12 protein-coding genes are annotated in these 13456 nt (G+C 50.3%); 8 read left to right on the top strand and 4 right to left on the bottom strand.

Going from position 1 to position 13456, the window contains the following annotated elements; all coding sequences use genetic code 11:
• Window positions 1-45: 45 nt before the first annotated feature.
• Window positions 46-1518 carry a molybdate ABC transporter ATP-binding protein ModF gene (modF, locus tag D9736_RS15525; protein WP_130258666.1) on the bottom strand — a complete coding sequence of 491 codons (1473 nt, stop codon included), beginning with the start codon at window positions 1516-1518 and terminating at the stop codon, window positions 46-48.
• A 67-nt stretch (window positions 1519-1585) separates the two neighbouring features.
• Window positions 1586-2374, bottom strand: coding sequence for a molybdenum-dependent transcriptional regulator (gene modE, locus D9736_RS15520; protein WP_130258665.1), 789 nt, complete (start codon window positions 2372-2374; stop codon window positions 1586-1588).
• Between the two features lie 128 nt (window positions 2375-2502).
• Between modE and acrZ the strand changes: the two genes are divergently transcribed.
• The 4 genes from acrZ (at window position 2503) to modC (ending at window position 5341) form a co-directional block, all read left to right on the top strand.
• Window positions 2503-2652: a multidrug efflux pump accessory protein AcrZ gene (acrZ, locus tag D9736_RS15515; RefSeq protein WP_000891515.1), complete on the top strand. Its 150-nt coding sequence runs from the start codon at window positions 2503-2505 to the stop codon at window positions 2650-2652.
• Between the two features lie 165 nt (window positions 2653-2817).
• Window positions 2818-3591: a molybdate ABC transporter substrate-binding protein gene (modA, locus tag D9736_RS15510; RefSeq protein ID WP_130258664.1), complete on the top strand. Its 774-nt coding sequence runs from the start codon at window positions 2818-2820 to the stop codon at window positions 3589-3591.
• Complete coding sequence (gene modB, locus D9736_RS15505; RefSeq protein WP_130258663.1) at window positions 3591-4280, top strand: molybdate ABC transporter permease subunit; 690 nt, start codon at window positions 3591-3593, stop codon at window positions 4278-4280. The genes modA and modB overlap by 1 nt, the downstream gene beginning before the upstream one ends.
• A gap of 2 nt (window positions 4281-4282) precedes the next feature.
• The gene (gene modC, locus D9736_RS15500) at window positions 4283-5341 is read left to right on the top strand and encodes a molybdenum ABC transporter ATP-binding protein ModC (protein WP_130258662.1); all 1059 of its coding nucleotides are present in this window, start codon (window positions 4283-4285) and stop codon (window positions 5339-5341) included.
• Here modC and ybhA read toward each other — a convergent pair whose 3' ends face one another.
• Window positions 5342-6160 carry a bifunctional pyridoxal phosphate/fructose-1,6-bisphosphate phosphatase gene (gene ybhA / locus D9736_RS15495; protein WP_000213425.1) on the bottom strand — a complete coding sequence of 273 codons (819 nt, stop codon included), beginning with the start codon at window positions 6158-6160 and terminating at the stop codon, window positions 5342-5344.
• A gap of 154 nt (window positions 6161-6314) precedes the next feature.
• Between ybhA and pgl the strand changes: the two genes are divergently transcribed.
• The gene (gene pgl / locus D9736_RS15490) at window positions 6315-7310 is read left to right on the top strand and encodes a 6-phosphogluconolactonase (protein WP_130209934.1); all 996 of its coding nucleotides are present in this window, start codon (window positions 6315-6317) and stop codon (window positions 7308-7310) included.
• Window positions 7311-7351: 41 nt separating this feature from the next.
• Here the strand turns inward: pgl and D9736_RS15485 are convergent, their stop codons facing one another.
• The gene (locus D9736_RS15485) at window positions 7352-8305 is read right to left on the bottom strand and encodes a LysR family transcriptional regulator (protein ID WP_130222218.1); all 954 of its coding nucleotides are present in this window, start codon (window positions 8303-8305) and stop codon (window positions 7352-7354) included.
• A gap of 183 nt (window positions 8306-8488) precedes the next feature.
• On the opposite strand from D9736_RS15485, the gene D9736_RS15480 reads away from it, so the two are divergent.
• The 3 genes from D9736_RS15480 (at window position 8489) to D9736_RS15470 (ending at window position 13369) form a co-directional block, all read left to right on the top strand.
• Window positions 8489-9541, top strand: coding sequence for a 4-oxalomesaconate tautomerase (locus D9736_RS15480; protein WP_130258661.1), 1053 nt, complete (start codon window positions 8489-8491; stop codon window positions 9539-9541).
• Between the two features lie 75 nt (window positions 9542-9616).
• On the top strand, window positions 9617-11050 hold the full coding sequence (locus D9736_RS15475) for an anion permease (protein WP_001036488.1): 1434 nt from the start codon (window positions 9617-9619) through the stop codon (window positions 11048-11050).
• Between the two features lie 57 nt (window positions 11051-11107).
• Window positions 11108-13369 (top strand): hydratase, encoded by a 2262-nt coding sequence (locus tag D9736_RS15470; protein WP_130258660.1) that lies wholly within the window; start codon window positions 11108-11110, stop codon window positions 13367-13369.
• Window positions 13370-13456 lie beyond the last annotated feature (87 nt).

Here is a 13456-nt window from a genome sequence, read left to right as displayed (position 1 = left end):
GGATAACGCGTTTACGCCGCATCCGGCACAGCCAGCATTACAGACTTAGTTAATTTTGGTGAGTGTATAACGATAAAGGTCACCGTCCGGCACGAACTCCAGACGATGGGTAATACAGGCAGGCGCATCTTCAGCGTGGTGCGAAACAAACAACAATTGCGTTTCACCTTCGCTAATCAGCACATCAACAAAACGGCGGATAAGCTGGCGATTGAGCGGATCAAGCCCCTGCAATGGTTCATCGAGAATAAGCAACGTTGGATGTTTCACCAGCGCGCGGACGATCAGCGCCAGACGCTGCTGTCCCCAGGAAAGACTATGGAAAGGGGCGTCAGCCGTGCGTTTATCAATGCCGAGAATATCCAGCCACTGCTGCACCAGCTTTTGCTGGCGATCCGAAACGGCCTGATAAATGCCAATCGAATCAAAATAGCCAGAAAGGATCACATTACGCACGGTAGTGCTGACCCGGTAATCCAGATGCAAACTACTGCTGACGTAACCGATATGCTTTTTAATATCCCAGATGGTTTCGCCGCTGCCGCGACGTCGGCCGAAAAGCGTCAAATCGTTGCTGTAACCTTGCGGATGATCGCCAGTAATCAGGCTTAATAATGTCGATTTTCCCGCGCCATTTGGCCCGATAATTTGCCAGTGTTCGCCAAGATTCACCTGCCAGCTAAGGTTATTAAGAATGGGGCGATCGTTATAAGAAACCACGCCGTTGTTCAGCACAATGCGCGGTTCGTTGGCGGGTAAGGCGTGACGTGCTGAAGGTTCATCCGGCTCCGGCAGTTGCACACCTTCAAGCTGTTCGCTATGCGCCAGTTGCGCGACGAGTGCTTGCTGGAGCAGTTCCTCTTTAGCGCCAGTTTCCGCTAACGTGCAATCCGCCAGCACGCCAGCAAACTGGACAAATTCCGGGATCTCATCGAAGCGATTGAGCACCAGTACCAGAGTAATACCGGACTGATGTAACGAGGCGAGTAATTCTGCCAGCTGCTGACGTGAGGCAACGTCAAGACCATCGAACGGTTCATCAAGAATCAATAAGTCAGGCTTCGACATCAGCGCCTGACACAGCAGGGTTTTTCGCGTCTCGCCAGTGGAAAGATATTTAAAACGTCGGTCGAGCAGGGCGGTAATGCCGAACTGCTGCGCCAGTTGCGCGCAACGCGGTGCATCCTTAACTTCATCCTGAATGATCTCAGCCGTGGTGCGCCCGGTGTCATCTTCGCCAGGGCCGAGCATATCGGTGTTATTCCGCTGCCATTCGTCGCTGACGAGCTTTTGCAATTGCTCGAAGGAGAGACGAGTGATGTGGGAAAACTGGCTGTGCCGTTCACCTTTCAAAAGCGGAAGTTCACCGGCCAGCGCGCGGGCCAGCGCTGACTTCCCGCTTCCATTCGAACCGACAAACGCCCAACTATCGCCCGCGTTTAACGTTAGCTGAGGCAATTGCAGCGTTTTTGTGTCGCTAAGACGAAACGTGCCTTGCAAAATTTGCAACGATGACATTTTATATCCCATTTTTTGCAGCGATTACTGACAGGGATACGTGTTTCATAACAAATTGTCAACACGCTTAGCACAGTGTGGCGATAATCACGCTGTCGGCATTAAAGTAGGCCGTGACATTCTGTCCTTGCTCAAGAGAAGCCGCTTCATTTACCGGCACCGTGGCGCACAGGGTTTGCCCGTCGGGTAGCGCCATTAATACTTCGCACTGTTCTGCGCCGCGCTCTATATGGCGAATAATGCCCGGCAATTGGTTGTCGGCGCTCTGGGCTACGGTGTCATCCTGGGTAATGTTCACCCACGGCGCTTTCAGCAGAATCAACACTTCTTTGCCTTCATCCAGCCCCAGACGCGCGCCACTTTGCGCGGTAATCGCGACTTTCAGCCGTGTTTTACCATCGGCCAGTAAGACATCAACATGCTGTTGAACGTCATCATGATCGCGGGCGGTGATGGTGCCGAACCATTGGTTACGGGCGCTGGTTTGCAGTGAAAAACGTGAGATCGCGGCCAGCAGGCTGTTCAGCGGCAGGGCGTCATCGTCACTTAACACATCAAAGGCTTTTTGCTGGATCTGGGCGAGAAGATCGTAAAGCTGAATCAGTCGTTGACCATAGCGGGTCAGCATCGCGCCGCCGCCGCCTTTCCCGCCTGTTGCGCGCTCAACCAACGTATGTTCGCTTAACTGATTCATTTCGTTAATGGCATCCCAGGCGCTTTTATAGCTGATACCAGCATCTTTCGCTCCCTGGCTAATGGAACCGGAAAGCGCGATGTGTTTTAGTAGCGAAATGCGGCGTGGGTCGGCAAAGAGCTTTTGTTGCAGCTTAAGGGTGAGAAGGATTTCGGCCTGCATAACAATGTCCTGGCAAAAATCTTATTGTGACGGAAAATGAGCGCCACGCAAAGCTGACCGCACAAAAGGGGAGTGCTTTTCTGTGCTTAACGGTTAGAATAGTCACAGGACTACATCTGGAGTTGACCATGTTAGAGTTATTAAAAAGTCTGGTATTCGCCGTAATCATGGTACCTGTCGTGATGGCCATCATTCTGGGTCTGATTTACGGTCTTGGTGAAGTATTCAACATCTTTTCTGGTGTTGGTAAAAAAGACCAGCCTGGACAAAATCATTGATTCCATGAATGCCCGCTGAGTCGGGCATTTTCTTTTTCTCAACTTCCTGCTTTTCCTGCCGATATTTTTTCTATCTACCTCTCAAAGGTTAACAATAACTGCTGGGAAAATTCCGAACTTGTCGCTATATTGACGCCTACATAACGTTAAATAAAGGGGTTACAAATGGCTCGTAAATGGTTAAACCTGTTTGCCGGGGCGGCGCTCTCTTTCACTGTTGCTGGCAATGCGTTGGCGGATGAAGGGAAAATCACGGTTTTTGCCGCAGCATCACTGACCAACGCGATGCAGGATATCGCTACGCAGTATAAAAAAGAGAAAGGCGTAGACGTCGTTTCTTCTTTCGCTTCCTCTTCTACTCTGGCTCGTCAGATTGAAGCAGGTGCGCCAGCGGATCTGTTTATTTCTGCCGATCAGAAATGGATGGATTATGCAATTGATAAAAAAGGAATTGATACCGCCACGCGTCAAACATTGCTCGGCAATAGCCTGGTCGTTGTAGCACCGAAAGCCAGCGAGCAGAAAGATTTCACCATCGACAGCAAAACTAACTGGACCTCTCTGCTGAATGGCGGCCGCCTGGCGGTTGGCGATCCGGAACATGTTCCGGCTGGCATTTATGCGAAAGAAGCTCTGCAAAAACTGGGCGCATGGGATACGCTCTCCCCGAAACTGGCTCCGGCAGAAGATGTTCGTGGGGCGCTGGCGCTGGTCGAACGTAATGAAGCGCCGCTGGGTATTGTCTACGGTTCTGACGCAGTTGCCAGCAAAGGGGTAAAAGTGGTCGCCACCTTCCCGGAAGATTCGCATAAAAAAGTGGAATATCCAGTTGCCGTCGTGGAAGGGCATAACAACGCGACAGTGAAAGCATTTTACGATTATCTGAAGGGACCGCAGGCTGCGGAAATCTTTAAACGTTACGGATTTACAACTAAGTAATGATACTGACCGATCCAGAATGGCAGGCGGTTTTATTAAGCCTGAAAGTTTCTTCCCTGGCTGTGCTGTTTAGCTTGCCGTTTGGGATCTTTTTTGCCTGGTTACTGGTGCGTTGCACGTTTCCGGGCAAAGCTCTGCTCGACAGCGTACTGCATCTACCGCTGGTGTTACCGCCCGTGGTTGTCGGTTACTTGCTGTTAGTTTCTATGGGACGGTGCGGATTTATCGGCGAACGCCTGTATGACTGGTTTGGCATTACCTTCGCGTTTAGCTGGCGCGGCGCGGTTCTCGCTGCCGCCGTCATGTCTTTTCCGTTGATGGTGCGGGCGATTCGTCTGGCGCTGGAAGGGGTTGATGTCAAACTGGAACAGGCCGCAAGAACGCTGGGGGCCGGGCGCTGGCGCGTTTTCTTTACTATCACGTTACCGCTGACGTTGCCGGGAATTATCGTCGGTACAGTACTGGCTTTCGCCCGTTCGCTCGGTGAATTTGGCGCAACCATCACCTTTGTTTCTAACATTCCAGGTGAAACGCGAACCATTCCTTCTGCCATGTATACCCTGATCCAGACCCCAGGCGGTGAAAGCGGCGCGGCGAGACTCTGCATTATTTCTATTGCGCTGGCGATGATCTCCCTGTTGATTTCAGAATGGCTGGCCAGAATCAGCCGTGAACGGGCGGGGCGCTAATCATGCTGGAACTGAATTTTTCCCAGACCTTGGGCAACCATTGCCTGACCATTAATGAAACGCTGCCCGCCAATGGCATCACTGCTATCTTTGGCGTCTCCGGTGCCGGAAAAACTTCGCTGATTAACGCCATTAGTGGACTGACGCGCCCGCAAAAAGGGCGGATTGTCCTCAATGGTCGGGTACTAAATGATGCCGAAAAAGGTATCTGCCTGACGCCGGAAAAGCGTCGCGTTGGCTATGTGTTTCAGGATGCACGGCTGTTCCCGCATTACAAAGTGCGTGGCAATCTGCGCTACGGTATGGCGAAAAGTATGGTCGATCAGTTCGATAAGCTGGTGGCGCTTTTAGGCATTGAACCGTTGCTTGACCGTTTACCGGGCAGCCTGTCCGGAGGCGAAAAACAGCGTGTGGCAATTGGTCGGGCATTGCTGACGGCTCCGGAATTATTATTGCTGGATGAACCACTGGCGTCGCTGGATCTTCCGCGCAAACGCGAGCTATTGCCTTATCTGCAACGGCTGACGCGGGAAATCAACATTCCGATGCTGTATGTCAGTCATTCGCTGGATGAAATCCTCCATCTGGCGGACAAAGTGATGGTACTGGAAAACGGCCAGGTGAAAGCTTTCGGGGCGCTGGAAGAAGTGTGGGGCAGTAGCGTGATGAATCCGTGGCTGCCGAAAGAGCAACAAAGCAGCATTCTGAAAGTAACGGTACTGGAACATCATCCGCGTTACGCAATGACCGCGCTGGCGCTGGGCGATCAGCATTTATGGGTTAATAAGCTGGATGAACCGCTGCAAGCCGCGCTACGCATCCGCATCCAGGCTTCCGATGTTTCTCTGGTTTTACAACCGCCGCAACAAACCAGCATCCGCAATGTGCTGCGCGCAAAAGTCGTCAATAGCTATGATGATAACGGCCAGGTGGAAGTGGAACTGGAAGTCGGCGGTAAAACGCTGTGGGCGCGAATAAGCCCGTGGGCCAGGGATGAACTGGCGATCAAACCTGGCCTGTGGCTATACGCGCAAATTAAAAGTGTGTCGATAACCGCCTGATTAAATCAGGTGGCTATAAATAAACTGGGCGATGCTGTCGGTGGTATTGTCACCAATCACGATATTGGCGCGTGCTTTTACCGCGTCATCGGCATTGCCCATCGCTACACCCGTTCCGGCAGCCTCGAGCATACTGATATCATTGAAGTTATCGCCGAATGCGACTACGTTTTCCATCGACCAGCCTTGCGCCTCAACCCATTTCGTCAGGCGTTTGCCTTTACTGTTGCCGCCGCGCGCAATATCAACCTGATCGTGCCAGGACCATTCACACTCCAGACCCAACTCATGTTCAACATGCTTACCAAAATGCTGTAACTGCGGCAGGTCATCGTGCGTCAGAGCGAACTTCCACACGGCGTTAACTTGTTGCGCCGTTTCAGCCAGAGAAGCGACTTGTGTGAAAGTCGGGCGCTGTTCCGGCGGCAAAGTCTGCGCCCAGTTAGACGTGCGAATGACATGTCCGGTCGGATGCTCATAGACCATTGCGTCATCCACATACATCAGACCGTGAATGTGGTGTTCATTCAGCATCTCAATGAGTTGCAGGGCTTTGTTAACGGGCATTGGATCGGCTTCAAGCACAGTTTTTGCATGATAATCATACAAATAGGTGCCATTACAGCAAATAGCAGGTGTATCCAGCGCCAGCGCCTGATAAAAAGGATGAATAGCGACGTGATGGCGACCCGTGACGATAATCAATTGGTAACCTGCTTCGCGAGCGCGGGCAAGCGCTTCAATCGATGAGGGAAGCAGAGTCTTTTTCGGGGTCAATAAGGTGCCGTCTAAGTCGAGAGCAATCACGCGTGTGGTCATGGCGTATTCCAGATTAAGGTTAAGAATTTTCGTCTGCGCGAATGGTACACCGATACCACTATCGGACAAAATTCTGCGTTTTAATTCAGCATTCACCGCCAAAAGCGACTAATTTTAGCTGTTAAAGTCAGTTGCTAAATGCAAAGGAGCATTCATGAAGCAAACAGTTTATATCGCCAGCCCTGAGAGCCAGCAAATTCACGTCTGGAACCTGAATCATGAAGGCGTGCTGACGCTGACACAGGTTGTCGATGTGCCGGGGCAGGTGCAGCCGATGGTGGTCAGCCCGGATAAACGTTACCTCTACGTTGGCGTTCGTCCCGAATTTCGCGTTCTGGCGTATCGCATTGCACCAGATGATGGCGCACTGACATTTGCCGCAGAGTCTGCGCTGCCGGGTAGCCCGACGCATATTTCCACCGACCACCATGGGCAGTTTGTCTTTGTCGGCTCTTATAATGCGGGTAACGTGAGCGTAACGCGACTGGAAGATGGCCTGCCAGTGGGCGTCGTCGATGTGGTCGAGGGGCTGGACGGTTGCCATTCCGCCAATATCTCACCGGACAACCGTACGCTGTGGGTTCCGGCATTAAAGCAGGATCGTATTTGCCTGTTTACCGTCAGCGATGACGGTCATCTGGTGGCGCAGGACCCGGCAGAAGTGACTACCGTTGAAGGGGCCGGTCCGCGTCATATGGTGTTCCATCCAAACGAACAATATGCATATTGCGTCAATGAGTTAAACAGCTCAGTGGATGTCTGGGAACTGAAAGATCCGCACGGCAATATCGAATGTGTCCAGACGCTGGATATGATGCCGGAAAACTTCTCCGACACCCGTTGGGCGGCAGATATTCATATCACCCCGGATGGTCGTCATTTATACGCCTGCGACCGTACCGCCAGTCTGATTACCGTTTTCAGCGTTTCGGAAGATGGCAGCGTGTTGAGTAAAGAAGGCTTCCAGCCAACGGAAACTCAGCCGCGCGGCTTTAATGTTGATCACAGTGGCAAATATCTGATTGCCGCCGGGCAAAAATCGCACCATATCTCGGTATACGAAATTGTCGGCGAGCAGGGGCTGCTGCATGAAAAAGGCCGCTATGCGGTAGGGCAGGGGCCAATGTGGGTTGTGGTGAACGCACACTAACCGCTGATTTACCCGGCGCTGAATCTCCTGCGCCGGGAGTATTAACCTATCTCCTGTAACGCGTGTCTCTGGCGTTCGACGATATTGGTCCACAAATTGTCTTTATCGTCAGTCCATAAATTAATCAGCAAGGCAAAAAAGCGTTCTGCTGCTGGAGAAAGTACGGCATCTTTACGGCGAATTATTCCCAATGTCCGACGTATAACGGGTTCCACCAATGGGATACCAATAATCGAAGAATAGGGCGCATGAGGCATTGCCAGGCCTGGAAGCGCCGAAATCCCCAGTCCCGCTTCCACCAATCCTAATGACGTCGAAAGATGACGCACTTCATAAAACCAGTCCAGTTTCCAGGGCTTATCGGACAATTTTTGCTCAATCAGCAGTCGGTTGCCGCTGGAGGAACGCACGCCAATCATTTTGTAACCTACTAACTCCTGCCACTCCACCAGCTGCTTTTTGGCCAATGGATGGTCACGCCGACAGGCCAGCACGAACGGCTCATTGACCAGTGGGGTAAAGTCAATGGATGAATTTGTGACATTGTTCATGTTTATGCCAAAGTCAGATTCATTGCACAGCACCGATTCCATGCAATTATTCGTGCCTTGTTCCAGAATCCGCACTTTAATATTGGGATACAGCTCATTAAATTTACCGATTGCCAGTGGTAAAAAATAAAATACCGCGGTCGGAATACACGCTAACGTCACCATACCACGATGATAAGCATTCATATCACGAATACTAAAAAGCGTTTCATCGAATTTCTTTATTAATTCCCGAGCTTCCGGGAGCAACCTTTTTCCTGCTTTTGTTAACGTAACCTTGCGAGTTGTACGCTCAAAAAGTTGAATGTGTAAATCTTCTTCCATCTTTTTTATTCTGCGCGTTAATGCAGGTTGCGTAATATTAAGTAATTTAGCAGCATTGTTAAATGAACTGGACTCTGCCAGCGTAACAAATGCCTTCATACTTGATAATTCATGCTTCATTATTACTCCGAAAAATGGAAGCGGTGCGTTTTAGTGATTTACAGTTAAACAGTTTAACTGCAATTTAATCACTTAAATTAATGAAAAAATGTTATTAATCGTGGAGCTAAAGTCATTAGAGATGCTTTGCCCTTAATGTAACCATATCGCAATAAGTTATGTTTTTAAATTGAGGGCATTATTATGAAAAAAATACCCTGCGTGATGATGCGAGGTGGAACCTCGAGGGGCGCGTTCCTGTTAGCGGAACATTTACCCGAAGATCAAACGCAGCGCGATAAAATATTGATGGCAATTATGGGTTCCGGTAACGATCTGGAAATAGATGGTATCGGCGGCGGTAATCCGCTGACCAGTAAAGTCGCCATTATTAGCCGTTCCGACGATCTGCGTGCTGATGTCGATTATCTGTTTGCTCAGGTTATCGTCCATGAGCAGCGTGTTGATACGACACCAAACTGCGGCAATATGCTGTCTGGGGTTGGGGCATTCGCTATTGAAAATGGTTTGATTGCAGCGACATCACCTATCACCCGTGTGCGTATCCGCAACGTCAATACTGGTACGTTCATCGAAGCTGATGTGCAAACGCCAAATGGTGTTGTCGAGTACGAGGGTAGCGCCAGAATTGATGGTGTGCCAGGGACAGCCGCACCGGTCGCTCTCACTTTCCTGAATGCCGCAGGAACAAAAACCGGAAAAGTCTTCCCGACTGATAATCAGATTGATTATTTTGACGATGTTCCAGTGACCTGTATTGATATGGCGATGCCAGTCGTCATTATTCCGGCTGAATATCTTGGCAAAACAGGCTATGAATTACCGGCGGAACTGGATGCCGACAAAGCATTATTAGCCCGCATTGAATCTATCCGTCTGCAAGCGGGTCAAGCAATGGGCTTAGGCGATGTCAGTAATATGGTTATCCCTAAACCTGTGCTTATTTCTCCAGCGCAGAAAGGCGGGGCAATTAATGTGCGTTATTTTATGCCGCATTCTTGCCATCGCGCGCTGGCGATAACTGGCGCTATTGCCATTTCCAGTAGCTGTGCATTGGAAGGCACCGTCACCCGACAAATCGTCCCTTCTGTGGGGTACGGCAATATCAATATTGAACACCCCAGTGGTGCGCTTGACGTTCATTTAAGTAATGAAGGTCAGGATGCCACAACGTTACGTGCATCTGTTATTCGGACGACCAGAAAAATATTTTCCGGTGAAGTTTATCTTCCCTGAAAAATTTCGTTGTCGTGATAAGGACAATCAATAAAGGACTTCTGTATGAGTCATACAGAAAGAACAGGATTTTAAATGAATAAGAAATCGTTATGGAAGCTAATTCTGATATTAGCGATCCCATGTATTATTGGCTTTATGCCAGCCCCGGCAGGATTAAGCGAACTGGCATGGGTACTTTTTGGTATTTACCTGGCGGCGATTGTGGGGCTGGTTATCAAGCCTTTCCCGGAACCTGTCGTACTGTTAATTGCCGTTGCTGCCTCGATGGTGGTGGTTGGTAACTTATCCGACGGTGCGTTTAAAACCACCGCCGTATTAAGCGGTTACTCTTCAGGTACCACCTGGCTGGTGTTCTCGGCGTTTACCTTAAGCGCCGCATTTGTGACCACCGGCTTAGGTAAACGTATTGCCTATTTGCTGATTGGTAAAATTGGTAGCACTACCCTGGGTCTGGGTTACGTTACGGTATTCCTCGATCTGGTACTGGCTCCGGCAACACCGTCTAACACCGCGCGTGCGGGCGGCATTGTATTACCGATCATCAACAGCGTGGCGGTGGCTTTGGGGTCAGAACCTGAGAAAAGCCCGCGTCGTGTCGGACATTACTTGATGATGTCCATTTACATGGTCACCAAAACCACCAGCTATATGTTCTTTACCGCAATGGCGGGGAACATTCTGGCGCTGAAAATGATCAACGACATTCTGCACCTGCAAATTAGCTGGGGAGGATGGGCGTTGGCCGCCGGTTTGCCGGGTATCATTATGCTGCTGGTCACTCCGCTGGTGATTTACACCATGTATCCGCCAGAAATTAAAAAGGTGGATAACAAAACCATCGCCAAAGCGGGCCTTGCTGAACTGGGACCGATGAAAATCCGTGAAAAAATGCTGCTCGGTGTCTTTGTGCTGGCGCTGCTGGGCTGGATTTTCAGTAAAACGCTCGGGGTTGATGAATCCACTGTGGCAATCGTTGTTATGGCGACCATGCTGCTGCTAGGAATCGTTACCTGGGAAGACGTGGTTAAAAATAAAGGCGGCTGGAATACATTAATCTGGTACGGCGGTATTATCGGCTTAAGCTCCTTATTATCGAAAGTTAAATTCTTCGAATGGTTAGCTGAAGTCTTTAAAAATAACCTGGCATTTGATGGTCACGGTAACGTTGCTTTCTTCGTTATTATTTTCCTTAGCATCATCGTGCGTTATTTCTTCGCTTCCGGTAGTGCCTATATCGTTGCCATGTTACCGGTATTTGCCATGCTGGCGAACGTCTCCGGTGCACCGTTAATGTTAACCGCGCTGGCACTGTTGTTCTCCAACTCCTACGGCGGCATGGTTACTCACTATGGTGGCGCGGCTGGTCCGGTCATCTTTGGTGTGGGTTACAACGATATTAAATCCTGGTGGTTGGTCGGTGCGGTACTGACGATATTAACCTTCCTGGTGCATATCACCCTCGGCGTGTGGTGGTGGAATATGCTGATCGGCTGGAACATGCTGTAAATATCCCTTCATTATCTTTCTGCGCACTTTCCAGTGCGCAGATATCTGGAGCATTTGATGATCAAGTTATCTGAAAAAGGCGTGTTTCTCGCCAGTAATAACGAAATAATTGCCGAAGAACATTTCACCGGCGAAATAAAAAAAGAAGAAGCAAAAAAAGGCACTATTGCCTGGTCTATTCTCTCTTCTCATAATACGTCCGGAAATATGGATAAACTTAAAATTAAGTTTGATTCATTAGCCTCTCACGATATTACCTTTGTTGGTATTGTACAGACCGCTAAAGCGTCCGGTATGGAACGTTTCCCGCTGCCGTATGTGCTGACCAACTGCCATAACTCACTCTGTGCTGTGGGCGGCACCATTAACGGTGATGACCATATTTTTGGTTTATCGGCGGCTCAGCGTTATGGCGGTATTTTTGTGCCTCCGCACATTGCGGTCATCCATCAATATATGCGTGAGATGATGGCAGGCGGCGGCAAAATGATCCTCGGGTCAGACAGCCACACCCGTTACGGTGCATTAGGGACAATGGCAGTCGGTGAGGGCGGCGGCGAGCTGGTAAAACAACTGCTTAATGACACCTGGGATATCGACTATCCGGGCGTGGTTGCGGTGCATCTGACCGGAAAACCTGCGCCGTATGTGGGGCCGCAGGATGTGGCGCTGGCGATTATCGGCGCCGTGTTTAAAAACGGCTACGTCAAAAACAAAGTGATGGAATTCGTAGGTCCCGGTGTTGCTGTGCTCTCTACCGATTTCCGTAACAGCGTTGACGTTATGACCACTGAAACGACCTGTTTAAGTTCTGTCTGGCAAACTGATGAAGAAGTCCATAACTGGCTGGCGCTGCACGGTCGCGGCCAGGATTACTGCCAGCTTAACCCTCAACCGATGGCGTACTATGATGGCTGCATCAGCGTTGATTTAAGTGCCATCAAACCGATGATTGCGCTGCCGTTCCACCCGAGCAACGTGTATGAAATCGACACGCTGAACCAGAATCTGACTGACATTCTGCGTGAGATTGAAATTGAGTCCGAACGCGTGGCGCACGGTAAAGCCAAACTCTCGCTGCTGGATAAAGTGGAAAATGGTCGCCTGAAAGTGCAGCAGGGGATTATCGCTGGCTGTTCTGGCGGTAACTATGAAAACGTTATCGCCGCAGCAAATGCGCTGCGCGGTCAATCCTGTGGTAATGACACCTTCTCGCTGGCGGTTTACCCGTCATCACAGCCGGTGTTTATGGATCTCGCCAAAAAAGGTGTGGTAGCCGATTTGATTGGTGCAGGCGCAATCATCAGAACCGCGTTCTGCGGCCCATGCTTTGGCGCGGGCGATACGCCAATCAACAACGGTTTGAGTATTCGCCACACCACACGTAACTTCCCGAACCGCGAAGGCTCTAAGCCAGCCAATGGGCAGATGTCAGCGGTGGCGTTGATGGACGCTCGTTCTATCGCTGCGACTGCGGCAAACGGTGGCTATTTAACCTCTGCCAGCGAACTCGATTGCTGGGACAACGTGCCGGAGTACGCCTTCGATGTAACGCCGTATAAAAACCGTGTTTATCAGGGCTTTGTGAAAGGGGCGACTCAGCAACCGCTGATCTACGGACCGAACATCAAAGACTGGCCGGAATTGGGCGCGCTGACTGACAATATCGTCCTCAAAGTGTGCTCGAAGATCCTCGACGAAGTGACCACCACTGACGAATTGATTCCTTCCGGTGAAACCTCTTCGTATCGTTCAAATCCAATTGGTCTGGCGGAGTTTACCCTGTCACGCCGTGATCCGGGTTATGTTGGCAGAAGTAAAGCCACTGCCGAGCTGGAAAATCAGCGTCTGGCGGGGAATGTCAGCGAACTGGCAGAGGTGTTTGCGCGCATTAAGCAGATTGCTGGTCAGGAAAATATTGATCCGCTGCAAACTGAAATTGGCAGCATGGTCTATGCGGTCAAACTAGGTGATGGTTCTGCGCGTGAGCAGGCGGCGAGCTGCCAGCGTGTGATTGGCGGTCTGGCGAATATTGCCGAGGAGTACGCGACTAAACGCTACCGTTCTAACGTCATCAACTGGGGGATGTTACCGCTGCAAATGGCGGAGGCACCGAACTTTGACGTAGGTGATTACATTTACATCCCTGGCGTTAAAGCGGCGCTGGATAATCCAGGTACGACATTTAAAGGTTATGTGATCCATAAAGATGCGCCGGTAACGGAGATTACGCTCTATATGGAAAGTCTGACTGCTGAAGAGCGCGAGATTATCAAAGCGGGTAGTTTGATTAACTTCAATAAAAACCGTCAGATATAAAAAGCGCCATGTGAATGTAGGTCGCATCCGGCACTTATTGTCGGATGCGATGCTTGCGCATCTTATCTGTAGTGGTCAACAAAAACT

The sequence above is a fragment of the Escherichia sp. E10V10 genome (assembly GCF_004211985.1).
Lineage (GTDB): Bacteria > Pseudomonadota > Gammaproteobacteria > Enterobacterales > Enterobacteriaceae > Escherichia.
Note: the sequence above shows the minus strand (reverse complement) of the source record. Positions and strands in the feature narration are given on the sequence as shown.

Bases quoted from the DNA above. Each gene is read 5' to 3' on its own strand.
- modF (WP_130258666.1), bottom strand. From the start codon at position 1,518: ATGTCATCGTTGCAAATTTTGCAAGGCACGTTTCGTCTTAGCGACACA.
- modE (WP_130258665.1), bottom strand. From the start codon at position 2,374: ATGCAGGCCGAAATCCTTCTCACCCTTAAGCTGCAACAAAAGCTCTTT.
- acrZ (WP_000891515.1), top strand. From the start codon at position 2,503: ATGTTAGAGTTATTAAAAAGTCTGGTATTCGCCGTAATCATGGTACCT.
- modA (WP_130258664.1), top strand. From the start codon at position 2,818: ATGGCTCGTAAATGGTTAAACCTGTTTGCCGGGGCGGCGCTCTCTTTC.
- modB (WP_130258663.1), top strand. From the start codon at position 3,591: ATGATACTGACCGATCCAGAATGGCAGGCGGTTTTATTAAGCCTGAAA.
- modC (WP_130258662.1), top strand. From the start codon at position 4,283: ATGCTGGAACTGAATTTTTCCCAGACCTTGGGCAACCATTGCCTGACC.
- ybhA (WP_000213425.1), bottom strand. From the start codon at position 6,160: ATGACCACACGCGTGATTGCTCTCGACTTAGACGGCACCTTATTGACC.
- pgl (WP_130209934.1), top strand. From the start codon at position 6,315: ATGAAGCAAACAGTTTATATCGCCAGCCCTGAGAGCCAGCAAATTCAC.
- D9736_RS15485 (WP_130222218.1), bottom strand. From the start codon at position 8,305: ATGAAGCATGAATTATCAAGTATGAAGGCATTTGTTACGCTGGCAGAG.
- D9736_RS15480 (WP_130258661.1), top strand. From the start codon at position 8,489: ATGAAAAAAATACCCTGCGTGATGATGCGAGGTGGAACCTCGAGGGGC.
- D9736_RS15475 (WP_001036488.1), top strand. From the start codon at position 9,617: ATGAATAAGAAATCGTTATGGAAGCTAATTCTGATATTAGCGATCCCA.
- D9736_RS15470 (WP_130258660.1), top strand. From the start codon at position 11,108: ATGATCAAGTTATCTGAAAAAGGCGTGTTTCTCGCCAGTAATAACGAA.